The sequence below is a fragment of the Bacillus sp. ISL-18 genome (assembly GCF_018613415.1).
Taxonomy (GTDB): Bacteria; Bacillota; Bacilli; order Bacillales; family Cytobacillaceae; genus Neobacillus.
Genome location: NZ_JAGGQG010000002.1, coordinates 954936 through 978787, shown reverse-complemented (window position 1 = coordinate 978787; position 23852 = coordinate 954936). Strand labels below are relative to the sequence as shown.

Sequence of the window (23852 nt, the reverse complement as noted above, 5' to 3'; positions counted from 1 at the left end):
CTTCCTGAGATACTTTTCCTATAATTCAGAAAGTAATTGAAGGAGCGATCAGGATGCCAGTTACTTATTCACAAACCGCAGAATTACAAGAAAAAAGAAAAAATTTTATCCCCAAAGGTGTAAGCAACGGGAATTTAAACTTTGCCCAGTATGCCTCCGGGGCAACCGTAACAGATATTGATAACAATGAATGGATTGACTTTGCAGGTGCAATTGGGACGTTAAATGTAGGCCACAGTCATCCAAAGGTAACCGAAGCAGTCAAGAACCAAGTAGATAAGTTTTTACATCCTGGATTCAATGTTATCATGTATGAAAGTTATATCAATCTTGCTGAAAAGTTATGTCAAATCACCCCTGGGGATTTTGACAAACAAGCGATTTTCTTTAACTCAGGTGCAGAAGCAGTGGAAAATGCAATTAAAATTTCCCGCCGCTACACGAAAAGACCAGCAGTTGTTTCATTTGTCCGCGGCTACCATGGACGAACTAACTTAACAATGGGCATGACAAGCAAGGTAAAGCCGTATAAATTTGGATTTGGCCCCTTTGCTCCGGAAATCTACCAAGCACCATTTCCGTACATGTACCATAAACCAGCCGGGATGACTGAAGAAGAATATGTGGACCAGGTCATTTCAGACTTTGAAGATTTCTTTATCTCAACAGTTGCTCCGGAAATGGTTGCTTGTGTAGTTATGGAGCCTGTTCAAGGCGAAGGCGGTTTTATTATTCCACCGAAAAAGTTTATACAAGCTGTATGCCGTTTTTGTAAAGACAATGGAATTGTGTTTGTAGCCGATGAAATTCAAACTGGATTTGGCCGAACTGGCAAATTATTTGCCATCGAACATTTTGATGTAATTCCCGATTTAATCACGGTTTCAAAATCATTGGCGGCTGGTCTGCCGTTAAGTGGTGTGGTCGGAAAAACAGAAATTCTAAATGTTGCGGATTCAGGTGAGCTTGGCGGTACTTATTCGGGGAGTCCTGTCGCCTGTGCTGCAGCTCTAGCCGTTATTGATATTGTGGAAGGAGAAAAATTAGTGGAGAAAGCTGAAATCCTTGGGCAAAAAATTGAAGCGAAATTACAAGACCTCAGCTCAAAACATGATTTTGTAGGAGATATTCGCCGTTTGGGTGCGATGGTTGCTTGTGAGATCGTGGAAGACCGCTCCAGCAAAAAACCAAACAAGACGAAAACATCACAGATTGTTAAATATGCAAACGAAAATGGACTATTACTTCTTTCAGCCGGCATAAAGAGCAATGTAATTCGTTTCTTAGCCCCATTAGTGATTTCTGAAGAAGAATTAGCAAAAGGATTAGCGATTTTAGAAAAGGCCTTTGAATAAGAATTAGAGACACCCGGTCCCGAATTTGATGGATCGGGCTTCCTTCATAAAAGCAATGGGTGGTGTATATAAATGGAAAATCTATTACAAGTGAAGAATCCGGCAACAGGTCAAGTTATTAAAGAAATCCGGATTAATACAGAAGAAGAAATCAAGCAAGCACTAAAAGCCGGGCATGACAGCTTTAAAAAATGGGCAAAGGTCAATGCCCATGAGCGTGCCCGATTATTAAGAAACTGGTCACAAATCATTCAAGAGCATAAAGCGGAAATCGCTGAAATCATGACATTGGAAAATGGCAAGCCGTTAAGCGAATCACTCGGTGAAGTAGATTATGCTGCAAGCTATATTGATTGGTATGCAGAAGAAGCAAAACGCATCTACGGAAGAACGGTCCCTGCGTCTTCTGAAACAAAAAGAATCATTGTTACAAAACAGCCGATTGGTTTAGTGGCTGCAATTACGCCATGGAATTTCCCGGCGGCGATGATGACAAGAAAAGCAGCACCTGCTTTGGCTGCAGGCTGCCCATTTATTGTAAAACCGGCAGTTGAAACACCTTTAACAACAATCAGATTAATTGAACTTGCCCACGAAGCAGGAATTCCTACTGATGTCATCCAATATGTAAATAGTTCTGGCTCGATGGTTGGGGATCTTTTTACAAGCAGTGAATACGTCCGTAAAATTACGTTTACTGGGTCAACTCCTGTCGGAAAACAGTTAATCAAAAACAGTGCTAATACAGTGAAACATGTGACAATGGAATTGGGCGGGCACGCTCCGCTTATCGTTGCCGAAGATGCGGACCTGGATCTTGCTGTCCAGCAAACGCTCCTCACTAAGTTTCGGAATGCCGGACAAACATGCGTATGTGCAAACAGGATCATTGTCCATGAAACGATTGTTGAGGCTTTCTCCGACAAATTAGCTGAAGCAACGAAAAAATTAAAGGTTGGCAATGGACTTAATATAGATACACAGGTAGGACCGATTATTAACGAAAAAGGCTTCAACAAAATCGTCGACCAAATTAATGATGCGATTGAAAAAGGGGCAATAGTCCTGGCTGGAAATCAATTCAACGCCGATAAGGAACAAGGTTACTTCTTCGTCTCCCCTACTGTCTTATCAAATGTTACGCTTGATATGAACATTATGCAGGAAGAAACGTTTGGTCCAGTAGCTCCGATTATTTCCTTTAAACATGTAGAGGAAGCAGTGGAAATCGCCAATAGTACACCATATGGTTTAGCTGCCTATTTCTTTACCAATAACTATAAAACCGGAACCTATTTAAGTGAAAATCTGGACTTTGGTATTATCGGCTGGAATGACGGGGCACCATCTGGAGCTCACATTCCATTCGGCGGAATGAAGGAAAGTGGAATAGGCCGCGAAGGCGGGCTCGAAGGAATTGAACCCTACTTGGAAACTAAATATTTATCGATAGGAAATCTTTAGAACCTCCCAATAAAAAGAAATAATGCATTTTTTCTTGTCAAATACATTTTTAGAAGAGTTTCTTTTACATGAAATTCAAACAAGGCTATTACGATGTGTACATATAAACAACGTAATAGCCTTGTTATTTCTATTATTTTAATTATTTTAGTCTTGATTTATTATGCTTTAAGGAGTGGGATGAGTGAATACAATTTTTATTGCCGGACATGCCAAGCTCCCAACAGGTATGGCTGCCAAAAATGTTTTCGAAACGTTAACCATTACTGCAGAAATCGATAAACATTATGGGGTAATTGTGGATGCTTCTTGTACATTGGCTACTGAACATGGCAGGGATTTTATCAATAGGCTCCTCAAAGGTCATAGCTTACGGAATGGAATCGAACTTCCTCTCGATCAGTTAAAAACAGGCTATTTAGGAAAAGCAAATCATGCCCTGATTGCTGCCTTAAAAGACTTATATAAACAATATGAATCACTTACTAAATAAATCATCTTATCGAAGTAAGGGCTCCAATGAAGGAGCCCTCCTTTTAGCTGTACTTTACGGTTTCCTTTTCAAATGGCCAGGCTGGCAGCCCCCTGTTTAATTCTTTATCCTCCCGGTAACCAAGTACATATTCTGCCTGCATAATAGTATGAATCTCCCTTGTTCCTTCATAAATAACGGGTGCTTTTGAGTTTCTTAAGAATCGTTCAACAGGGTATTCACTACAATAGCCGTATGCCCCATGAATTTGTACGGCATCGTCGGCCGCTTTATTGGCAAAATCACATGCCTGCCATTTTGCAAGTGAGGTTTCCCTTGTATTCCGCTTCCCTTGATTTTTTAGCTCGCCCGCCCGATAAACCAATAAACGGCTCATTTGCAATCCCGCCTCCATGTTGGCGATCATTTGCTGAACCAGCTGGTGTTTTCCAATCTCTTTACCAAATGTTTTTCGTTCATGACAATACTTTACACTTTCCTCTAAGCTTGCCATAATCAGACCAACAGCTCCTGCAGCAACCGTAAAACGGCCATTATCAAGTGCGGCCATGGCAATTTTGAACCCTTCCCCCTCTTTGCCTAGTAAATTTTCCTTTGGAACTCTTACCTGGTCAAAGAACAATTCACCTGTATTGCCAGAACGGATTCCTAATTTCCCTTTTATTGCTTTAGATGAAAAGCCAAGCATGGTTCGCTCCACGATAAATGCGGAAATCCCGTGATGTTTTTTGTCTTTATCTGTATAAGCAAATACGATAAAATGATCGGCAATATCACATAATGATATCCATGTTTTTGACCCATTTAGAATATAATCATCGCCATCCCTAATGGCCGATGTTGAGAGCGATGCCACGTCTGAACCAGCCCCTGGTTCTGTTAATCCAAAGGCAGCGATTTTTTCGCCTTTGGCCTGTGGAATGAGATATTTTTGCTTTTGTTCCTCTGTTCCCCACTGCAATAGAGTTAGACTATTTAATCCGATATGAACGGATACGGCCGTACGAAAGGCTGTGTCGCCTCTTTCCAGTTCTTCACAAACAATGGCAAGGGAATTATAATCCATACCGCTGCCGCCATATTGTTCAGGGATACAAACCCCCATCAAATCTAATTCACTTAAACGCTTCCAAATAATAGGATCAAAGTGTCCTTGTTCATCCCATTGTTTCATATTGGGGATGATTTCCTTATCGACAAAACTTCTCACCATTTTTCTTAACATCTCGTGCTCTTCTGTGAAATCAAAATTCATAGCTAATACCTCCTGGTTTTTTAAATGATTTTATTTTCTTTTAATTGTGCTATCTCCTCTAAAGAGAATCCAGCCTGTTGAAGAACCTCACTGTTATGTTCCCCTGCAATCGGAGGGTGTCGTTCCATTTTCACCTTTGTTCTTGATAATTTAATAGGTGAACCGACAAGTTTTACTAACCCTGCTTCCGGATGAACGACTTGAACGACCATTTCACGAGCGGTAACCTGCGGATGTTCAAACACTTGATCCATTGAATGAATCGGACCACAGGGGATATTTTTTTCCGAAAATAGCTCTATCCACTCATCAACAGATTTCACTTGCAGCAGATTTTCCAAAATCCTTGTCAGTTCTTCTTTATTTTTAACTCTAGCCTCATTTGTACGAAATTTTTCATCCTCCCCCAGCTCCCTATATCCCACCACCTCGCATAAGGTGGTAAACTGCCGATTATTCCCTACTGCAATAATGAATTCACCGTCTAATGCCTGAAATGTTGAATATGGGACGATATTAGGGTGATCATTTCCAATTCTTCGTGGAACATTTCCTGAAATTAGATAATTGCTGGCAACATTTGCAAGCGAGCTAACGGCCGTATCCATCAGTGACATGTCAATTTTTTGACCCTCGCCGGACTTTTCCCTTTCATACAACGCTGCTTCAATGGAAATGGCAGAATACAAACCTGTCAAAATATCAACCATTGCCACACCTATTTTTATAGGCCCACTTTCCTCACTCCCGGTTATACTCATCAGTCCGCTCATACCTTGGATAATATAGTCATATCCGGGTAAATGCCGGAACGGTCCCGTTTCTCCGAATCCAGTAATGGAACAATATACTAACTGCGGGTTTATATTTTTCAAAGAATTATAATCTAGCTCCCAATTTTCCATAGAACCTGTTTTGAAATTGTGTATAAGAACATCTGCCTCCATAGCCAGTTTGCGAATAATTTCCCTTCCTTCTTCTGTTTTCAGATTGACAGTGATGCTGCGCTTATTTCGATTAGCACATAAATAATAGGCACTAACACCATTTTGAAACGGAGGCCCCCAGCTTCTCGTTTCATCGCTTCCCCCAGGGCCTTCTACTTTGATGACATCTGCGCCGAGGTCTGCTAAAATCATCGTACAATGAGGACCAGCCAGCACCCTTGTTAAATCTAATACTTTTAAACCTTCTAATGCTCCTCCCATACTGCCTCCTCCACTTATTAAAAATTTCTTTACAAAAACATAAAAAGCCAGCCCAAATACACACAATTGTGTTTTGGACTGGCTTATGCTCCATTTAAACCAACCTGCAAAGGCTGAGGGTGGAAACTTATCAGTCAATAGTATAAATGTTTACATGTTTTCTTCACTGCCTTCAGCTGTTTAAGCGGATAGGATGAAGCTTATTCCCATTCTATAATAATTTTCAGAATAGTTCAAGTACTTTTTTATTATCACTTTTAGTGACCGTTTATATTCATTCAAGGATTATTTTACATATTCTCTATTTTCTTTAACTCGGTTTCGATATACGATCTGCTATGGTCAAACCCAATAATGGCCAAAACGTTACCGTTATGATCCGTTAAGGGCGCAAAACTTGTTTTCCATTCTCCATAAATATCTTCATATAAAGAAGTTACTCCTGCTTTCCCTTCCATCGCCTCTAATGCTACTTCCATCATTTCAGGGGGTCCCTCATAAATATGTCCAGGTGGAATCACGAAATCTTCACTAGCTACAATCGTCAGCATTTTATTATTATCTAAAACTTTAAAAATATATACCCACTCAATGATTCCTTCTTGTTCACGTATTTTCGTTAATTTTTTCTGAACATTTATATAGGTTTGGTTGGATGGCTGGATACTAGGTTTCACTAATTCAAAAACTTCTTCTGGAAGAATAACAGTAGAGGTAACAATCGCCATGGATCGTAATTGTTTATTTAAATGTTCTTCCAGTATTTTTCTTTTACTTTGAGGAGAAAGAGTTTTGTGTTGCATTTTCTCACGAATTTTTTTATATTTTCTGCTCATTGTAGGTTGACTGACATCCAGTACTTTTGCTGCAAGCTTAACAGATTTATATTTATCGATGGCCATTTTAATCAATTGTTCTTCAATCAAATCAACTGCTTCTTGCAGCGGCATAATGTGATGAATTATCGGAGGTTCCTTTACAGAAGCCTTTTTAGGAATGTATTTGTAAACTAAGCTTGAGTCCACATCATTTTCTTTACTCGTCACAACGATTCGTTCAATTGTATTCTCTAATTGCCGAACATTTCCCGGCCAATCGTAAATACATAATAAATCAATCGCATCTGGTAAAATATTGATGTTTCGATGGTATAACGTTTTATATTTTCCTAGGAAGTGATAAATTAAGTAAGGAATCTCTTCTGTTCTTTCCCTTAATGAAGGGATTTCAATTGGTACTACATTTAGACGATAATATAAGTCTTCTCTAAATCGTCCCTCTTTGACCATTTTTTCTAATGATTGATTCGTTGCCGCTATTATTTGGACATCAATATGAATTGGTTTTGAACTACCTAATGGTGTGACTTCCTTTTCCTGTAAAATCCTCAGTAGTTTTACTTGTAAATTCAGTGGTAATTCTGCAATTTCATCAAGGAAAATAATCCCTTCATTTGCTAATTCAAATTTTCCGGGAGCCCCATTTTTGTTTGCACCGCTAAATGCCCCGCCGACATAACCGAATAATTCACTTTCTAATAAATTTTCTGGAATGGCACCGCAGTTCACTGCAATAAATGGTTTAGAACCTCTATTTCCTAATTGATGAATGGTTTTAGCGATCATTTCTTTTCCTACACCTGATTCCCCTAATAAAAGAACTGTTGTTGAAACTTTTGACACCATTTCTATTGTGTGAAATACATCTTTCATTTTCTGACTATGGACAACCATGGAAGGCGTGTGTTTTATCTCTGGCTCATCGGTTATTTCATTAGAATCCATTTGAAGATCGGAGATACTTTTTAATCCCCATACCATTAACTCTTCACTAGTACCATTTGATTGGAACACGGTTATCAGAATCGTACTGCCGTTCCAAGCTTTTAATTGAAGAGAATGTGCCTCTTTATTTAACAATTGAAAAATAGAATCCCCAAAGAATGAAATCTCCTCTAATTCAGTAAATGTTCTTCCTATCAGTGAGGGAGAGTTTGTGGACCAAAAATTTTTCAGTTTCCCACTACGAAATAAAATCGTTCCCTTTTCATTCGTTACAATCATCTCATCATAAATAGATAGAAAACTAGATTGATAAGCTTGTAGTAGTTGATCATTTGTCAAAGTCATAGACATCACACATTTAACCCTTCATCTAATATACTTTTAAATTTCAAGAGTATTCAAAATATATTATTTCATATTTGAATAATGAATTCAATTTTGAATTTTAATAAAGTAAGAAATATTAAATTGTGGCTATTTTATGAATGTTTTCTATTTGGCATAAAACTTGCTAATAGTTATAACAAAGGTTTAGAAAAGTGCAGGTCTATAGAACTGACACTATATAGTTCAAGTACAGCAAGTAAAATGGATCTTTTTCCAACGATTAAATCTGAAAATGAGATGATTATTCAAAAATTAAAGGAGGAATTTATCATGTACAAATCTACTAATCTGGATCTTTTTCCGTATCCTTTTCGTCACATTAAAGAAGGTACCAACTATCGGTATTCAAATGACTTAAAAAAACTTGAAAAGCATGAACAAAATTGTGTAGTGATAACACCAGAATATGAAAAACAAATAAAAAGGAAAAGGGAATTACTTAAGGAACAACCTGAAGTAAGATTCCAATCCTATCCACATACAATGGAAATGCAATGGGAAGTAGCAGAAATGCTGATTAATATGGCGGTTGAACGCTACCCGGTGCATTTCCAAGTAGAAAAGAACGGAAATCACTGGACTTTTCATAATTCTATCTTAAATGAAACGGAATCTTTTATATTTGGTGATGCATCCAGCATCGAGCTTGAGCCACTTGATTTAATTGGCCGTCATTTCGCCACTGACTTTGTATTAATGGTTCTTCGGGATGACAATCTTTATTTGGAAGTTGCTCAAGAATCCTATGCAGCATTATTCTCCCCTCACTGGAATAAAGGGATGTCCTTTGACGAAATTCATGGACCTGTCCCATTTGTGTCACGCACAGGTGTACCGCTGGCCGAAAGAGTTCGTAATTTCTTAATACGCAATGTTTTACCAGGTGAGCCATGGACCCGAATCAACTGGAATTTGATGGCAAACCGTTGGGATGTAAACTATGAAACATTTGATACATGGGGACCAACCCGCTCCCTAGTTACCCCAGAAAATGCCGGTGAACTAGTAAGACTTCGTGTAGAAGAACAATTTTTCTATCGTATGCCAAGGAGTAATGCGATTTTATTCGTATTAAATACTCAATTCCTGCCAATGGAGGATTTGGCATTAAGACCCGAATGGCTGGAGCAAACATACTCTATTCTCTCAGATATTCCTAAACCAATGGCTGATTATAAAGGATTTACCCCGTTTATCGAACCTACAGTAGAATATTTGAAAAACTTGGTTGAAAAAGTAAAAATACACACTAACTAGTAAGCAATGATTGGAGGTATATAAAGTGGTATACAACAGCCCGGTATTATTCGATCAATCAGAAACAATTGTAGAAAAATTCACGGTAAGGCATGATAGGAGAAAATTGTTGATTATTTCTGCAGAACAAAAAGAAGCAGGCACAATCCAACAATTTACCAATGAAATAAATGGCCTAAAAGAATATGAACTTATTGAAATCACTGATAAATTACAATTAAAGAATATTAGTGAAGTATTAGATTGTCAAAAGATGGGGACACAGCTTTACATTTCTGCTATATGGGATGATGCGGTTTCTATTTTTTCAGCAGCAATTGAGGCTGGTTTTTCGGAGGATGAGATTCAAACATTTATTTCTGGCGAGAAGAGACGATATGTTTATTGTTTAAAATGCTATCACCTACAAGAAGTTCAGGCCAAGGAAACAGATACGACTTGTTATCATTGCCAAATCAGTTTGGAAATAGGTCCCTTTTTCTCAAGAGAGCGAAAAGGTTATATTGGATATCCTTATAATCCTGCTTTCGTAACATCCAATTAAAAGTTACGTGAGAAGTAAAAAATAGAATTATAGTCATAACGATAGGAGTAATGTGTATGAGAGCATTCGGAAAGATTAAAGTTTCCGTTGGAAAAATAGTACAGGAAACAAAAACAGTAAAGCGCTTCCACTTGTACCCGGTTGATCTTGAATTACTGCCTGCATTTACTGGTGGTTCCCATATCGCTACTTATCTAGAAAGCGGTAATGGCATTATTGAAAGGAATTACTCACTGGTTAGTCATCCAACTGACCGTACTCAGTATGCGATTGCCATTCGTAAGGATGATCATTCAAAAGGTGGATCTGTTTACTGGCATGATGAAATCAAAGTGGGCGATCAATTAGATATCAGTTGGCCTAAAAATCATTTTCCACTGGCATTCAAAGCAGCTAAACACCACGTATTTTATGCAGCTGGAATCGGTATTACACCATTTATAACCATGATGGAAGATTTAACAGCTGAAGGTAAATCATTTGAATTACATTATGCTGCTAGAACAAAAGAAGATTGTGCCTTTTATGATTATTTGGATAAAAAATATCCTGGAAAATGTCATTTCTATTTCTCAAGAATGGAAAACCCTGCTAAAATGTCACCCGTCACAATGGCTGAACATCGGATTGGCTCACATGTGTATTTTTGTGGACCCGTTTCAATGGTAAAAGAATTTCAGGCAGCAGCGGAAATCTACGGTTACCCAAGTCATTCCATTCATTTTGAGTTATTTGCTGCGACTGATGAAGGCCCAAAAAATCCTTTTATTGTAAAGTTAGCTAATAGCGATAAGAAGGTGGAAGTTTCAAAGGAAGAAACATTATTAGAGGCACTATTAAAGGCTGGAGTAGAGGCTCCCTATTCTTGTAAAGTAGGCGGTTGCGGAAGCTGCGAAGTCCAGGTAGTTGAAGGGGACGTTGATCACCGGGATCACTTCTATAAAGATGAGGAAAGATGTACAAAGAAGGTTATTTTAACTTGTTGCTCAAGAGCAAAAGAATCTGAAAAAGAGCTCATTTTAATCCTTTAATAAAACCTTTCTTTATTAATCGATTTATATAATAAACATCCACTATTTAGGAGGCAATTCTTATGACAATTACCACTCAATTATTAGAACTAAAAATGTATATTAATGGTGAATGGAGACTTTCTAGTAATCCAGATACCAATAAGGTAATTAATCCGGCGAATGGTGAATTAATTGCTATCGCTCCTAGAGCATCAGTTGAAGAAACCAAAGAAGCCATTAAAGCGGCAAAAGAAACGTTTGAAAGCGGTGTTTGGTCTAATCTAAGTGCACAAGAGCGTGCGGATTACCTATTGAAAATTGCTGATAAAATTGATGAAAACCACGATGAACTAGTAGAACTTGAGGTAAAAGACAATGGAAAAATTAAAGCGGAAGCTGATATTGATATAAGTGATGCTGCCTCTTGTTTCCGCTATTATGCAGGCCTAATTAGAACCCCAGATGGACAAACATATCATGTTGCCGATCCAATGCAAGCGATGGTAGTACGTGAACCAGTAGGGGTTACAGGGTTAATTGTTCCTTGGAATTTCCCATTCCTGATGAGCGTCTGGAAATTTGCTCCTGCTTTAGCGGCTGGAAATACGATTGTATATAAGCCAGCTGAAGTCACTCCGGTAACTGCAACGAAATTAGTTGAAATTATTGAAGAGGTCGGTGTCCCGAAAGGTGTTGTCAATTTAGTATTAGGAAAAGGCTCTGTAATTGGCGAGGTAATCGCAGCCAGCCATAATGTAGATATGGTTTCATTTACAGGCAGCACTGAGGTAGGAAGAAGTATTATGCGTAACGCTGCAGGCAATTTGAAAAAAATTTCCCTTGAATTAGGTGGAAAGTCACCAAATATTATATTTGCCGATACCGATTTTGAAGCCGCTGTTGATCATGCATTACTTGGTATTTTCTATGGCTCTGGTCAAGTATGTTCTGCAGGAAGCCGAATTATTGTCGAAGAAAGCATTTATGATCAATTTGTTGAGGAGTTCGTAAGACGCGCCAAAGATATTAAAGTTGGACCTGGATTAGAAGAAGGTTCCGAAATGGGTGCGATTGTAAGTGAAGCACAGCTAAATACTATTCTAGATTACATCGAAATTGGTAAAAAAGAAGGTGCTATATTAGCCTGCGGTGGGAATCGTGTTACAGAAAATGGTTTAGATAAAGGATTCTTTGTTGAACCAACCGTCTTCATCGATGTATCTTCAGAGATGAGGATCGTAAAGGAAGAAATCTTCGGACCTGTTGCCGTTATTCAAAAGTTCAAAGATGAAGAAGAAGCAATTAAACTGGCAAATGACACCATCTATGGTCTTGCCGGCGGCGTATTCACCTCAGACGGGGCAAAAGCGCTGCGTGTGATTAAACAAGTACGTGCTGGTATAACATGGATTAACGCTTATGGACCAACTTACAACGAAGCACCATGGCATGGATATAAACAAAGTGGCATTGGTTCAAGCCTTGGAACATTTGGATTAGAAGAATTTCAAGAAGTAAAACAAATTAACATTAATCTTGCTGTAGGGCCAACAGGCTGGTTTTCAAACAATAAATAACTTTCTAACTAAGTAATGGTTGTTTAATAGTAAAATAACTATATAGTTACACAGTAATGGCAAATAGGAATATAACTACTATTTTAAAGGAGGCTCAAATTATGCAAGAAAATCTGAACAACAAAAATAGCGGCTCTTCTTCAGAACATCATGATAGTGATGCTGCTCATCTAGAATCGCTGGGATATAAATCTGAATTTCGTCGCGACATGAGTCCATGGGCAAACTTTTCACTTGGGTTCACTTATCTTTCTCCTGTAGTAGGTGTATACACACTATTTGCCTACGCACTTGCGGTAGGCGGACCACCAATGATCTGGAGTTTTGTTATCGTTGGACTTGGACAATTATTAGTCGCACTTAACTTTAGTGAGATTGTTGCGCAATACCCTGTTTCAGGGGGAGTTTATCCTTGGGCCCGAAGATTATGGGGGCGCAAGTGGGCCTGGATGACTGGCTGGGTTTACTTAATAGCTTTGCTTGTTACGATTGCCAGTGTTGTGTACGGAGCTGGACCTTTTCTAGCACAAATTTTAGGTTTTGAAGCGTCAGTTGACTCAACGATTATAAGTGCTTTAATCATTCTTATACTAGCAACTATCATTAATTTTCTGGGTACGAAGGTTCTTGCAACTGCAGCCATTATTGGTTTTGCTGCTGAGATAATTGGTGCGCTTGTAGTTGGTGGCTGGTTGCTATTAACAGATAGACATCACGGGCTTGAAGTGCTCTTTGATTCTTTTGGTGCTCAGGGTAGTGGTAGTTACTTTGTGGCATTTGCAGCAGCTTCACTAATCGGAATTTTTCAATATTATGGGTTCGAAGCTTGTGGTGATGTAGCTGAAGAAGTACCGAATCCGGGTGTTCTTATCCCGAAGGCAATGCGTCGTACGATTTACATCGGTGGTGCTGCGGCAACCTTTGTTTGCATCTCTTTAATCCTTGCCGTTGCTGATATCCCAGCAGTTATCGCTGGTAAGGACGTTACGCCAGTAGATACCATACTAAACAATGCATTTGGCCCTATTGGAGCAAAAGTTGTATTGGGTATTGTAGTAATTTCTTTCTTATCGTGTGCAATGAGTTTACAGGCGGCAGCAAGCAGACTTGCTTATTCGTATGGACGTGATGATATGATCGTAGGAAGCCGATTATTAAAGAAGTTTTCCACTACTCGGCACATCCCACCATATGCCCTTCTTCTTGCTGCTTTTGCTCCTGCCATGATTGTGCTTGGATCAAAAGTGTCTACAGACGCGATCACAAAGATAGTCAGTTTTGCGGCTTTTGGCATTTATCTTGGGTTCCAACTGGTTGTCCTGGCTGCACTTCGAGCTAGAATTAAAGGATGGAAGCCAAATGGCAGGTATCAATTAGGTAAGTGGGGACTGCCTATCAATATTGGTGCACTTGTTTACGGAATAATCGCTATGATTAACATGTGCTGGCCAAGAACGCCAGATGCACCGTGGTATGATAACTATATCGTACTCATTTCAGGAGTGGTAGTTGTTGTTACTGGATTAGTGTATATGATGATTCATCGCAGCTATGGACATAGTAGTATGCCGTATAATGATGCGATACCTAAAAAATATATCTCGGTTCAAAATGAGCCCAAAGACATATCAATGTAGGATCAATGAGTCTAGTAGCGGTTACTTAAGAAGAGAAATCGTAGATACCTATTTTTTATACTGAATTGAAAAAAGTATCAAAGGACGGTAACACTATACTAAAAAGGTTGAATAATCCCTCCTATATAGGTGTGTTGCCGTCCAAATTAATCTACTACCAAGCCGACTTGATTCTTCACCTCACCTCTTTAAATACCCTGCGATAGCCGGAAAGCTCTCGAATTCCTTCCTCATCTCCCGAAACGATATCGATCCATTTCCTCTAATAAGATGGTAATCTAGGAATGATTCGTCACAGTTCAAGGGCGTTTGCTGAAATGTCTTTTTATAGAATTGGATGGCCTCTTTACGGTTTTCAGCAAAGATAAAAACAAATACCTTTGGCTTCATTTTCAATGAGTAAATGCAAATTTTATGAAAACCTAAAACATTTTTCTTAATCATTTCTGCTACCTTCTGATGATCGGCGTGTTCAAAGTCTAATTGGGATTCATCATCATCTAATGAAATCTTCTTGTCTGCTAGTAAATGGTGTATGTAATAGGCCAATGAGGTTTGTTCATAACGAATACTAGCTAAATAAAGCTCTTTCACCAACATCTGTGAACACCTCGATATTTGATTATCTGGATTCATTGTCTTCTCTTAGGGACATATAAAAAGGGTTGTAAAAAGCGTGAATTTTCTAACCATGATACCAGCTGTTGCTTCGCATTTATGTTCGACAAACCAAATCCGTTGTAGTCCCAGAATTCAATCGTTTCCTTAACATCTACAAGTTTTTGATGAATCACCACGTCTGGATTATTCTCTATGTATGGATAAAGAGCTTCTTGTTGTTTTTGTTTTTCTTTTTCTTCTTTATGCCCCCCTATCGTATAACGGCACGTCAACGTATCGTCACCCGGGCTAAACGTCAAAAAACGCCTCAAATTCGAAATTTGGAGGCGTTTTTTGCAATTTAAGGATGATTTTATAGATTTTGTGTGAAGGCATTTATCTTTCTAGGTTTAGGTGAAAATCCTGTTACTTATATTTTAGGCATAATGCCAACTATTTATTTTAAGAATCCCAAATCAACTCTTGCTCAAAATTCATTGATGAGAGCAAAAAACTTATTCTCTCCTCTGAATAAGTTGAGTATAATAATCTTTAACTTCAGCAGGAAATCCATTTTCACCATATATAAACTTTTCTAATTCTATAATGTGTTCTCCGTCCAACTGGTGTAATACTCCATACGTGTCGCCTTTGCCATTTTTATTCATTGCAACATCAAGATCGTTTAACAATTGTTTTATGTATTCAAACGTATCTTTCATTGACTTCATACTCTCTGCTGTATCAATACCTTGTTGTTTTTCAACAGATATCACATAAGAATAGTGGTGTTCCCATGCTATCAACCGTTGTAAATTTTCAAAATCATATGCAGCTTCAACTTTATAAGAAAAAGTGGACAATTTTCCAAATTCTTGACCTAATTGTTCGATCCTTTCGGAATATTCATTGATATCGGTTGTATTTTTAAATATAGCAGCTTGTTCCGAGATAAGTTTTTTCATTCTTGGGTCTAATCTACTCGATTCAACTTCCGCGATTTTATAATTTTGATTATTATATTCCTTAAGTTCAGCAGGAAATTCTTGGTTGTGATATGCAAACTTTTCTAATTCTATAACATGTTCTCCGTCCAACTGGTGTAACACTCCATACGTGTCGCCTTTGCCATTTTTATTCATGACAACATCAAGGTCACTCAATATTTGTTTCACATATTCCGGTACACGTTTCGCTCGAACGATTCCTTCATTTGTTTCTTTATCTTGTTGTTGTAATTGCTCCGAAGAAAAGTTAATAGTTGATCCTATTTGTATTAACGTTCGTAAATTTTCAAAATCATATGCAGCTTCAACTGAAGGATATCCAGTGTACTGATTGGCAAATTTCGACACTAAATGATCGAACTTCGCAGTATATTCCTTGTAGTCGGTTGTATTCTTAAACTCCTCGGCTTGTTCTGCAATAAATTTTTTCAATCTTGGATCGAATCCATTCGATTCAACCTTCACAGTTGCTATTTCTTTCGTTTTCGCTTGCTTTTCCTGCTTTTCATTTAAACCATCTGCATTTGCATTTAGTAGGGATAGCGATGAAATAATCGTCACTGCAAGAATTCCAAGTATAGACCAACCATATGATTTCTTTTGAAACTTTTTAATCATAAAAATTCTCCTCTTTAAGATTCTTTTATTTCTACTTAAATTAGCCAAACTAGGCATTTGGTAATTATTTGAGTAGTGTTCTAAAAGACTTATAATGGTAAGTCCATATGGTACTTTTTCATCTTCCTCCATAAACGTCAGTGCATATGCATCACAGGCAAGTTCCTGATCCTCCCTCATGCAAACATAGGCAAACCATAGAATTGGATTAAACCAATTAAAGATTAGTAAACTATGCATTAGCCAATTAACACCAACGTCTCCTCGTTTGATGTGAGCTAACTCATGATAAAAAATATGTTGAAGTTGTTGATCAGTTAGTTGATTATTATAAACATTTGACAGTAATATCTTGGGCCGAAAAAAACCAAGTACTGTTGGATTAGATATTTTACCAGCTAAGTGTAATGGGATACTTTGCTGAACAGACATAGATTGCTTACAATTCTCGAATATTCTAACAATCCTTTGATCCGTAATAGCTGGTTGTTGTTGTATGTATCGGTTTAATTGCCGATTGATTAGATACGTTACAAAACCTAATAAGATAACGCCTGCTAACCAAGTGTATAAAGCAATAGTATGTAAGGAAATTGGTTCCTCTTTTTGCTTCTCAATAAGAACTGTTGATTCTGTATTACTTTTCTTGGTTGTTTGTCCTGAACCAGCAGAGAAGCGTTCCTTTTCTGTGACTGCCCTCGTAGCGGATACAACCGTTGTCATTTCTTTCCTAGTTTCGTTTTCTGAAGAAACAACTGGTTGACTTTCAATAGAAATGGCCTTTTCATAACTCCTTGAAAGAATAGAATAAATACTATACGAACTATCTGGTGACCACGGGAGTATGAGTCGCACAATTAATATTATCCAAAGTAGATAATGCCACCTGGGGGTTAGCCTGTTTCTTAACAATAATTTAACCCCTAAGATGAGTATGACTAGTATACTTGCCATAATAGATGTTTCTATTACCCAGTCAAATAATCGAGGAAGACAGCTGTCTAAAAAAATACCTATCATTTTTACCTTTCCTTCCTCTGATTCTCTTCTGTCTTCTGATCTAGTATTCGTTTGAGTTCGTTAATGTCTTCTGAAGAAAGTTGTTCTTGTTTCAAGAAATTAACTAGTAAGGGTTTAAAAGCCGCACCATAGAAACGTTTGAGTAATGATTTTGTTTCTACTTGTAAATAACTATCTTGAGAGACCAAAGGAAAATATTCAAACATGCGCCCTTCCTGATGATAAGAAACCGCCTCTTTTTGTACTAATCTGTTAATTAGCGTTCGTATCGTTTTCGGTTTCCAGTCCATTGTTAATTCAAGCTTTTCAATTATCTCATTCGCTGTTTGAGGAGATTCTGACCAAAGGACTTTCATAATTTCCAATTCGGCTTCCGAGATTTTATGTAATTCTTTCATAATTTTGAATAACCCCCCTGTATTACAAATGTAATCCACACGTTTATATTACATTTGTAATCTATTAGTGTCAACCATATTTTGGATATTAGTTTTATAAAAGCACCTTTAAAATGAGAAGAGGCTCACGATATTATTCGTGAGCCTCATTAGTTTTCTAAGATTATGGATAGCCATTCAATGGCCATATCGAATTACTTTACTGTATACCTTTCATTAATAATTTTTTGGATTTGTGCTACAGTTGCTGGATCTTCAAGCCCTGTAATATCACCGGAGACCTTTCCTGACATGAAAATTTCCTTTAATAAACGGCGCATGATTTTTCCGCTAACTGTTTTTGGAAGTGTTTCTGTGAAAATAATCGATTTGGGCAGAGCAATTTTTCCGATAAGCTGGATAATCCGTTCATTTATTTTTTCTTTCAATCGTTCTGTCCCTAGCGAAGTGTCAATTACTCGGGCAAATACGAGCGGTACCTCTCCTTTAATTTCATCCGGGACACCAATGACAGCTGCTTCAGCAACCCCTTCACATTCAAGCACTGCACTTTCAATTTCCATTGTACTTAAGCGATGCCCGGCAACATTGAAGGCATCATCAGAACGACCAACAACCCATACATAGCCATCCTCATCAATGAGAGCCAAATCACTAGCAAAATAGCTGCCCTCTACTTGGCTAAAATAAGAGGAAATGTAGCGCTCCGGTTCCTTCCAAAGCGTGCGGCAAAGCATTGGAAATGGTTTTCTAATAATTAAATTTCCTAATGTCCCCGGTTTCACTGGATTTCCCTCTTCATCTACTACTGCAATATCAGCTCCTAAAAATTGCATTCCGGCTGATCCAGGTTTCATGGGAGTTAACCATGCTGCGCCAGCAATTGGACAACCGGCTGTTTCCGTTTGTCCCCATGTATTATTGACACATATCTTTTTCTTACCTAGTACTTCATATGTCCATTGCCATGATTCTGGATCAAATGGTTCACCCACTAGGGAAATAACGTCTAGACATGACAAATCAAATTGATCCAAAACTTTTTCACCCAGGCTCTTTAACATTCGCAATGCCGTTGGAGCGGTAAACAATTTATTGACACGGTATTTCTCAACCACTTGATAAAATCTGTCCTTTGTTGGATAGTCCATTGCTCCTTCATATACGACCGTGGTAACTCCATTTGCTAAAGCACCCGCAATGCCCCAAATATGCATCGTCAACCAGCCAATATCCGCCGTACACCAGAAGACATCGTCATCATGATGATCCATATGATATTTGCTATAGATGAAATTTTGGATGACAAAGGCCATTCCTGAATGGACGACACCCTTTGGCTTTCCTGTTGTGCCGCTTGTATAGAACACAATTCCATATTCATTGGCCTCTAGCCTCTCAGGTTCACAATGGATACTTGCCTTTTTCGTTAGCTCCTCCCACCAGAAATCGCGTCCCTCTTTCATATTGATTTCTGTGTTTAGGCGATTTACCACAATCACCGCTTCAATAGAGGGAATATCTGGAATGACTGCATCCACTTTTTCTTTCAAGCAAACCTTGTCTCCCCTTCTTGTGGTAGCATCCGTCGTGACGATAATCTTTGGTTCAAAGCTAACGAGGCGGTCCTTCAAAGACTTTTCAGAGTAACCTGAGAATACGGTATTGTAAATAGCCCCAATCCGAAAGCATGCGAGCACAGCAATAATGGCTTCGGCCAAATTTGGAAGGAAAATCGCCACACAATCCCCTTTTCTCACTCCAAAGGAACGGAGGACATTAGCAAAACGGTTCACTTCAGCTAGCAGCATATTATATGTAAAAAACTTCGTGTCTCCGTTTTCTCCCTCCCAAATGAGCGCCGTGCGATTCCCAGCACCGTTTTCAACATGGCGGTCGAGTAAGTTAATACAAGGGTTACTAATACCGCCTTCAAAGAAACGAAAATCTGGAAGACTTCCACTGATTGTTTTTTTCCAAGGTTCATACCAAACTAGTTCTTTTGCGACTTCGTTCCAAAAAGCTTCGGGATCTTGTTGGGATTTTTGAAGTAGTTCTTGAAAGGCTTGACCGCTCCCAATTGAGGTATTTAATTGTTTTTCTTCGATTGCATAAACAAATTTGCTTTCTGCAACAACCTTTAAAATTCCACTAACATCCATCTGAATCCCCCTACAAATTTAGTTAAAAAATAGAACTGCCCTTTAGAATGAATAGTGAATTGGCAAGTAACCCGTGAAAGCGCTTTGATTTTATTGCAATCCAAAAAATACTCAAAAAAAAATGAATTACTTCCTTCCATCATTCGTCTTCAATAAAAAATTAACACAAATATTCTGAATTTTCAATACCTTCATGATCACTAGTATTTACAAAATAGTAAAATTAAAAGGCATGAGTCCGGTCCAATACCGAACACATGCCCAAACGGTTGACTAAATCAAATGGCTAATTTTTCGAGTTCATATCAATTAGCTGCCTTTTTATTTGAAATAACCACAAACTATTGATTTATTGATACTTCAATCCCATCATTAAATCGATTAAACTTAAAGCTTCCAGATACAAGTTCAAAATGTGCAACTTTTATATGATTAAAAGTAGTATTACCTCTATAAATAACACCTTCACATACTACCTCACACTTAGCATCCTCTTCAATTGGTAAATATAAATCAGCAGTTGTATTTGCTGGTACTTTCACTTCATAACGATCCCACAAGCTTCCCTTACTCTTTGTCCATCCGCTATGAATCGTTCCATATGGTGACTCAAAGCTTCCTTTTACAAATTCCATCTTTCCACCCATTTGAGGCTGAAGAATAAAATGCTTGTAGCCTGATTTTTCTTCATCAGACATGATTCCTAGTTGATAACCCATCATCCATTCATAAATAGCACCTAGTGAAAAATGGTTAAAAGAGTTCATAGAATTATTGCCATTAAATCCCCCATCAACCGTATAGGAATTCCAGCGTTCCCATATGGATGTTGCCCCATTGATAACAGGATATAGCCATGATGCATATTCTGTTGATTCAAATAAGTTATAAGCTTCCTCTATATATCCATAATTTGATAACGTAGGTACAAGATTGGGGGTTCCTGAGAATCCAGTTTTAATCGTATAATTACCCTTCTCCGTTAACGTCCTCTTAACCGTTTCTTGATAATGGATTACGGCTTTCTTTTCATTTTCTTCATTAAATACACCATATCTAAGCGGAGTGGCGTAAGATGCCTGAGTATCTTGAAGCTTGCCTTCAAAATCTCTTGTACGTCCATCCTCATCAACATAAAGCTCGTTCCACTCTGCCTTTGTTAGTTCATAGGCAGCCTGATACTTATGAGAAAGCTCAGTATGACCGATGATTTCAGCCATTTTTGAAGCAGTTTCTAATAAATAGGCATAAACGGCATTATTAATTAAGGTGTAGTCGGTAACCTCAATACTTAACCAATCCGCGAGAATACCAGTTTTGCTGGTTAATCCATTATAAATTTTATCATCAACAGTCATTGGATTTTCGAGCAAATAGTTTAGATATTTATCAATGGCTTCAATATTTTCTCGAATGATCCCCTTCTTGCCATATTGTCTATATAGGTTATATGGGATCAACACAATAGCTGCATCCCAAGATACACCACCGAAACCACCAAATCCCCCTTTATCTTGATCAGGCAGTATATAGCTTGGGGCAAACACAGGAAGTGCCCCTGTATTAAATTGACTATCTCTTAAGGTGTATAACCATTGACGGTAAAAATTATAAACATCCGCATTATAGGTTGCTGCCATGGAAAATACCTGTGCATCTCCCGTCCATCCCAGCCGCTCATTTCTTTGTGGACAGTCTGTCGGAAGAGACATAAAGTTACTGTTTTGGGAGTTCTGAACATTTTTATACAATCTATTAACCAATGGGTTTGAAGATTCATAGGTTGAAGACACCTTTATAGATGATAAAAGATTTGTCTTAACACATTCCAATGGAAGCGGCTCGCTGAGACCTGATATCTCAATAAAACGGAAACCATGATAGGTTCGATGAGGTTCAATGACAACCGCTTCACAACCCTTTGCTGTATAAAAGTCTGTTGAAAGAGCCGCACGGTAATTTTCAACCATCATCATATTTGCAATACCTGCTTCTTGGTATTCCTTCAGATGACTCGGGTAAAGAATCTCAGCATAACGGATAATTAACTGTTGACCTGCCTTAAGCACTCCTTCCTGTATCTGAATGTGAGGAACTCCCAGTACATTTTCACCCATATCATAAATGTAGGAATAGTTACTATCGAAATCTTTATGATCGCTGGTTTTTTGAACACTTTTTGAGACAATCGTATTAATAACAGTAATAGGCTCATCCAATCTTGTCATAAAGGTATAGTTTTCAAATGTAGATTCTGTTGGGATCTCAACTGCTTTTCTCCAGCCTTTTTCATCAAAGTCCACATTCATCCAGCCAGATACTTCTTTGTTTGCATTATACCGCTCCCCTTGGAAGAAGGAGCCATACTCTACAGGTCCATTTCCATAATAAGACCAATTTTCTTCATCCGTTACAATGGTTTCAACCGTCTTATCGGTATACTCGATCACTAACTTGGCCATCAAAGCTTGACGATCATCATAAAAATTATAGTTATGGACAATGAATGTCTGATAGCCACTCCACCAGCCTTCAGCTAGTTGGACGGCAATGGCATTCTTACTCTCACTGTTAAGTAACTCTTTTACATCATAGGTATGATAGGCAATTCTTTCTCGGTACTCCGAGTTCCCTGGGTTAAACCAGTGGTCACTAATTTTCTCTCCATTCATCCACATTTCATAAATGCCTTGAGCCGTAACATACAGCCTTGCTTTTTCAATTTTTTTCTCCGCCTTAAACTCTGTTCTAAGCATAGGAGCACTGCCATATGATGGATCGGCAAATACTAAAATATCCTGATTGCCGCCTACCATAATCCTTCCATCCTCTTCCACATGAACCCCATCAAGACCTTTAAAAATATCGTAGGTTGCTCCAATCTTCTCTCCAAAAAGAATTCCCTCACTATATGGTCCTGGATTATGAATCGCTATGTTCTCAAATATGGCTTTTTCTCCTGCAGCTACTGAAAAACCAATTTCATTCAGATTAGGATAAGTATTATAATCATGCGTGTTGCCTAAAGGGTTAAGCTGACGATTTTCATCAGCTACTATTCCATTTATTCTAAAAGTGACCTGATTTAAGTTACTCAATGTATCGATCGAAATACTCATCTTTTCATAAACATTTTCCTTAGAAATCACTGTATTTGGAATCTCTATTGAAAAATCAGCTTCATTTGGGTCATTCTCTATACTTTGACCAAGAACCGGCATACCAACGACATAAATATTAAGCTTTGCTGTATCACTTGTACCATTTAATAATTGCTCTACATCCACTTCATATTTGAAATAGTTAAGTTCTTCCGCTTTTCCCCATATATTAAAGTTCTTGTTTTTTAATCTAAAATCATTTGCGCCAAAAATGATTCCAGCCTTATCACACCCTTCCGTTAAAGTCAGATCCATCCTCAAATCAAAGTAGCATGCTGAAGTCGCATCCAAGGTCAACTCATCTGCTCCAATCCATTTAGCCCCATCACCTAAGGATTTTTCATTCTTTAACATGAGACCAGTTTCAAAAAAGTTATTCCTAGAGTCGTATCGATTTCCATGATTATCAACTACTGTTAATTCAACACTGTATCTTGCAGATGGTCTAAGAGGTTTCCCTTCATAAAAAATCTCAACAGCTGTATCTGAAAAGACTTCCCCTGAATCCCAAACAATGCTGCCATCTTCTTCTTTCACGACCATTTTATAAGATTCTTGCCTAACACCTACTTCGTCAGATAAAACCAACCAACTAAACTCCGGCTTTCTACGATCTATCCCGATTGGATTCATGAGACCCTCTGTTTTTAATGTAAGCATTTACAAATACCTCCGATAATATCTGACTTATAATCCTGCATTTAACTTACAAGTTGAGTTCAATTATTTTAAAATTTAATATCTATTACTATACTAATTCAAATGAATAGGAAACCAAATACTGTTATTTAATTAAAATAATTGATCTTTTTTAATCTATTATTCACGTATATTTTTCTTTATAATTTACATAACGGTTTAATGAAAGCGTATAATGAGTTTATTTTATTGAATTCCCTATATCGCTAATTA

At 38.0% G+C, this 23852-nt stretch carries 17 protein-coding genes; 8 read left to right on the top strand and 9 right to left on the bottom strand.

The genetic code is table 11. From position 1 onward, the window contains the following. The first annotated feature begins 53 nt into the window (after window positions 1-53). The 3 genes from gabT to J7E81_RS04775 all read left to right on the top strand — a co-directional run bounded on the left by gabT (window position 54) and on the right by J7E81_RS04775 (window position 3312). Window positions 54-1355, top strand: coding sequence for a 4-aminobutyrate--2-oxoglutarate transaminase (gene gabT, locus J7E81_RS04785; protein ID WP_215040966.1), 1302 nt, complete (start codon window positions 54-56; stop codon window positions 1353-1355). Between the two features lie 72 nt (window positions 1356-1427). After that, window positions 1428-2819: an NAD-dependent succinate-semialdehyde dehydrogenase gene (locus J7E81_RS04780; RefSeq protein ID WP_215040965.1), complete on the top strand. Its 1392-nt coding sequence runs from the start codon at window positions 1428-1430 to the stop codon at window positions 2817-2819. Window positions 2820-3003: 184 nt separating this feature from the next. After that, a complete protein-coding gene (locus J7E81_RS04775; RefSeq protein ID WP_215040964.1) occupies window positions 3004-3312 on the top strand; it encodes a DUF3870 domain-containing protein in 309 nt (102 codons plus the stop codon). Between the two features lie 43 nt (window positions 3313-3355). Here J7E81_RS04775 and J7E81_RS04770 read toward each other — a convergent pair whose 3' ends face one another. The 3 genes from J7E81_RS04770 to J7E81_RS04760 form a co-directional block, all read right to left on the bottom strand. After that, a complete protein-coding gene (locus J7E81_RS04770; protein WP_215040963.1) occupies window positions 3356-4567 on the bottom strand; it encodes an acyl-CoA dehydrogenase family protein in 1212 nt (403 codons plus the stop codon). Between the two features lie 20 nt (window positions 4568-4587). Further along, window positions 4588-5775 carry a CaiB/BaiF CoA transferase family protein gene (locus J7E81_RS04765; protein ID WP_215040962.1) on the bottom strand — a complete coding sequence of 396 codons (1188 nt, stop codon included), beginning with the start codon at window positions 5773-5775 and terminating at the stop codon, window positions 4588-4590. Between the two features lie 290 nt (window positions 5776-6065). Beyond that, on the bottom strand, window positions 6066-7910 hold the full coding sequence (locus J7E81_RS04760) for a sigma-54 interaction domain-containing protein (protein WP_215040961.1): 1845 nt from the start codon (window positions 7908-7910) through the stop codon (window positions 6066-6068). 306 nt (window positions 7911-8216) lie between these two features. Between J7E81_RS04760 and J7E81_RS04755 the strand changes: the two genes are divergently transcribed. The 5 genes from J7E81_RS04755 (at window position 8217) to J7E81_RS04735 (ending at window position 13974) form a co-directional block, all read left to right on the top strand. Continuing rightward, entirely contained in the window at window positions 8217-9203 is a 987-nt protein-coding gene (locus tag J7E81_RS04755; protein WP_215040960.1) for a heme-dependent oxidative N-demethylase family protein, read from the top strand. Window positions 9204-9228: 25 nt separating this feature from the next. Beyond that, a complete protein-coding gene (locus tag J7E81_RS04750; RefSeq protein ID WP_215040959.1) occupies window positions 9229-9747 on the top strand; it encodes a dimethylamine monooxygenase subunit DmmA family protein in 519 nt (172 codons plus the stop codon). 56 nt (window positions 9748-9803) lie between these two features. After that, a complete protein-coding gene (locus tag J7E81_RS04745) occupies window positions 9804-10778 on the top strand; it encodes a PDR/VanB family oxidoreductase (protein ID WP_251028423.1) in 975 nt (324 codons plus the stop codon). A gap of 62 nt (window positions 10779-10840) precedes the next feature. Next, entirely contained in the window at window positions 10841-12337 is a 1497-nt protein-coding gene (locus J7E81_RS04740; protein WP_251028422.1) for an aldehyde dehydrogenase family protein, read from the top strand. A gap of 101 nt (window positions 12338-12438) precedes the next feature. Continuing rightward, a complete protein-coding gene (locus J7E81_RS04735; RefSeq protein ID WP_215040957.1) occupies window positions 12439-13974 on the top strand; it encodes an APC family permease in 1536 nt (511 codons plus the stop codon). A 180-nt stretch (window positions 13975-14154) separates the two neighbouring features. Here the strand turns inward: J7E81_RS04735 and J7E81_RS04730 are convergent, their stop codons facing one another. From J7E81_RS04730 to J7E81_RS04705, 6 genes are all read right to left on the bottom strand, one after another. After that, on the bottom strand, window positions 14155-14574 hold the full coding sequence (locus J7E81_RS04730) for a hypothetical protein (protein ID WP_215040956.1): 420 nt from the start codon (window positions 14572-14574) through the stop codon (window positions 14155-14157). Window positions 14575-14606: 32 nt separating this feature from the next. After that, window positions 14607-14894, bottom strand: a complete 288-nt coding sequence (locus J7E81_RS04725; protein WP_215040955.1) for a hypothetical protein — start codon at window positions 14892-14894, stop codon at window positions 14607-14609. Between the two features lie 195 nt (window positions 14895-15089). Further along, the gene (locus J7E81_RS04720) at window positions 15090-17219 is read right to left on the bottom strand and encodes a M56 family metallopeptidase (protein ID WP_215040954.1); all 2130 of its coding nucleotides are present in this window, start codon (window positions 17217-17219) and stop codon (window positions 15090-15092) included. A gap of 2 nt (window positions 17220-17221) precedes the next feature. After that, window positions 17222-17617 (bottom strand): BlaI/MecI/CopY family transcriptional regulator, encoded by a 396-nt coding sequence (locus tag J7E81_RS04715; protein ID WP_215040953.1) that lies wholly within the window; start codon window positions 17615-17617, stop codon window positions 17222-17224. Window positions 17618-17811: 194 nt separating this feature from the next. After that, on the bottom strand, window positions 17812-19779 hold the full coding sequence (locus tag J7E81_RS04710) for an acetate--CoA ligase (RefSeq protein ID WP_215040952.1): 1968 nt from the start codon (window positions 19777-19779) through the stop codon (window positions 17812-17814). Window positions 19780-20120: 341 nt separating this feature from the next. Next, on the bottom strand, window positions 20121-23600 hold the full coding sequence (locus J7E81_RS04705) for a family 78 glycoside hydrolase catalytic domain (protein ID WP_215040951.1): 3480 nt from the start codon (window positions 23598-23600) through the stop codon (window positions 20121-20123). Window positions 23601-23852: the final 252 nt, after the last annotated feature.

Coding starts and splice junctions, on each gene's coding strand:
- J7E81_RS04730 (WP_215040956.1), bottom strand. CDS start 14,574: ATGTTGGTGAAAGAGCTTTATTTAGCTAGTATTCGTTATGAACAAACC.
- J7E81_RS04745 (WP_251028423.1), top strand. CDS start 9,804: ATGAGAGCATTCGGAAAGATTAAAGTTTCCGTTGGAAAAATAGTACAG.
- J7E81_RS04765 (WP_215040962.1), bottom strand. CDS start 5,775: ATGGGAGGAGCATTAGAAGGTTTAAAAGTATTAGATTTAACAAGGGTG.
- J7E81_RS04755 (WP_215040960.1), top strand. CDS start 8,217: ATGTACAAATCTACTAATCTGGATCTTTTTCCGTATCCTTTTCGTCAC.
- J7E81_RS04715 (WP_215040953.1), bottom strand. CDS start 17,617: ATGAAAGAATTACATAAAATCTCGGAAGCCGAATTGGAAATTATGAAA.
- J7E81_RS04740 (WP_251028422.1), top strand. CDS start 10,841: ATGACAATTACCACTCAATTATTAGAACTAAAAATGTATATTAATGGT.
- J7E81_RS04710 (WP_215040952.1), bottom strand. CDS start 19,779: ATGGATGTTAGTGGAATTTTAAAGGTTGTTGCAGAAAGCAAATTTGTT.
- J7E81_RS04770 (WP_215040963.1), bottom strand. CDS start 4,567: ATGAATTTTGATTTCACAGAAGAGCACGAGATGTTAAGAAAAATGGTG.
- J7E81_RS04705 (WP_215040951.1), bottom strand. CDS start 23,600: ATGCTTACATTAAAAACAGAGGGTCTCATGAATCCAATCGGGATAGAT.
- J7E81_RS04735 (WP_215040957.1), top strand. CDS start 12,439: ATGCAAGAAAATCTGAACAACAAAAATAGCGGCTCTTCTTCAGAACAT.
- J7E81_RS04780 (WP_215040965.1), top strand. CDS start 1,428: ATGGAAAATCTATTACAAGTGAAGAATCCGGCAACAGGTCAAGTTATT.
- J7E81_RS04760 (WP_215040961.1), bottom strand. CDS start 7,910: ATGTCTATGACTTTGACAAATGATCAACTACTACAAGCTTATCAATCT.
- J7E81_RS04720 (WP_215040954.1), bottom strand. CDS start 17,219: ATGATAGGTATTTTTTTAGACAGCTGTCTTCCTCGATTATTTGACTGG.
- gabT (WP_215040966.1), top strand. CDS start 54: ATGCCAGTTACTTATTCACAAACCGCAGAATTACAAGAAAAAAGAAAA.